This is a genomic window from Parafrankia sp. Ea1.12, from assembly GCF_900465275.1.
Classification (GTDB): Bacteria; Actinomycetota; Actinomycetes; order Frankiales; family Frankiaceae; genus Parafrankia; species Parafrankia soli.
This window is the reverse complement of sequence record NZ_UBIZ01000254.1, coordinates 1-1,431: the sequence shown is the minus strand read 5'-3', so window position 1 is coordinate 1,431 and position 1,431 is coordinate 1. Positions and strand designations below refer to the sequence as shown.

General features: G+C 69.0%; 2 protein-coding genes. Both read left to right on the top strand.

What is annotated here, in order from left to right:
* The first annotated feature begins 104 nt into the window (after nt 1-104).
* Nucleotides 105-941, top strand: coding sequence for an IS5 family transposase (locus FMEAI12_RS10985; RefSeq protein ID WP_112105932.1), 837 nt, complete (start codon nt 105-107; stop codon nt 939-941).
* A 34-nt stretch (nt 942-975) separates the two neighbouring features.
* Nucleotides 976-1,401: a hypothetical protein gene (locus FMEAI12_RS10980; protein ID WP_112105933.1), complete on the top strand. Its 426-nt coding sequence runs from the start codon at nt 976-978 to the stop codon at nt 1,399-1,401.
* The last annotated feature ends 30 nt before the right edge of the window (nt 1,402-1,431 follow it).

Below are 1,431 nucleotides of genomic sequence, written 5' to 3'. Positions count from 1 at the left end.
AGTGGGCGTTCTGTACGCTTTTGCCGGGCCTCAGCTTGAGTTGATCTTTTGGGTGTGGGGCTGATCGTCTTGCGGTCGGCGGCTGGTGCGTTCTGCTGGAAGACATGGCAGAACGCAAGCCCTACCCCAGTGACCTGTCCGATGAGGCGTGGGAACTGATCTGCCCGGTCCTCACCGCATGGAAAGCCCGCCATCCCTCGGCCAGCGGGCACGAGGGGGGTTACGACATGCGGGAGATCGTCAACGCGGTCCTCTACCAGGCCCGGACCGGCTGCCAGTGGCGCTACCTGCCCCACGACCTGCCCCCGACGTCGGCGGTGTACTACTACTTCGGCCGGTGGCGCGATGACGGCACGACCGAGACGATCCACGACCTGCTGCGTTGGCTGGTTCGTGAGCACCATCGCAGGAAAGCCGACCCGAGCGCGGTCGTGCTGGACTCCCAGACGGTCCGCTCCTCCACCAACGCCCCGAAGGACACGACCGGCCTGGACCCGGGGAAACGCAGCCCGGGCCGTAAACGCGGGATCGCCGTCGACACGCTGGGACTGCTCATCGCCGTGGTCGTGGTCGCGGCCAGCGTGCACGACAACACCATCGGCACCGCCCTGCTCGACCGGGTCGCCGCCGCCGCGCCGCCGGTGCGCAAGGCGTGGGTGGACGCCGGGTTCAAACAGCAGGTGGTCACCCACGGCGCCGGTCTGGGGATCGACGTGGAGATCGTCGGTCGGCAGCCCGGGACGCGGGGGTTCACGGTGCTACCGAAGCGGTGGAGGGTCGAGCAGACCCTGGGCACGTTGATGCTGCACCGGCGGCTGGCCCGGGACTACGAGGCGAAACCGGCCAGCGCGGTGGCGATGATCCACTGGTCGATGGTGGAGGTGATGGCCCGCCGGCTGACCGGGGCGGCCACCCCGACCTGGCGGGACCCTCCGGTCTGACCGGCGGGTCCGGGGGAAGAAAGTCGGGGTGTCGGTGCGGGAGGTGCTGGAACAGATCGAGGCCCGGCGGGCCCGCGTCGGGCGGACTGTCGAGGAGCTGCGGGAAGAGATCGCCCGACTCACCGAGCGGCTCACCGCCACCGAACAGGCCCTGGAACGGCTGGAGATCACACGGGAGACGGTGCTGGAACTGGCCGCCGAGAACGACACCGCACCGGCCACGCCGCTACCGCCGGGGTATCGGGAGGTGCTGGCCGTGTTCACCCGGGACGGGAACGGACTGCACGCCAAGGACGCCTGCCAGGCACTGGGCACCGGCACCGAACCCCGGCACGTCGAGAACATGCGGGCCAAACTGAAACGCCTGGTGGAACGGGGTGTTCTCACCGAGCCCGATCCCGGCCTGTTCGTCCTTCCCCAGCCCGCCCCACCGACCACCCCAAAGATCAACCCAAGTTGAGACCCGGCAAAAGCGTGCAGAACGCCCACT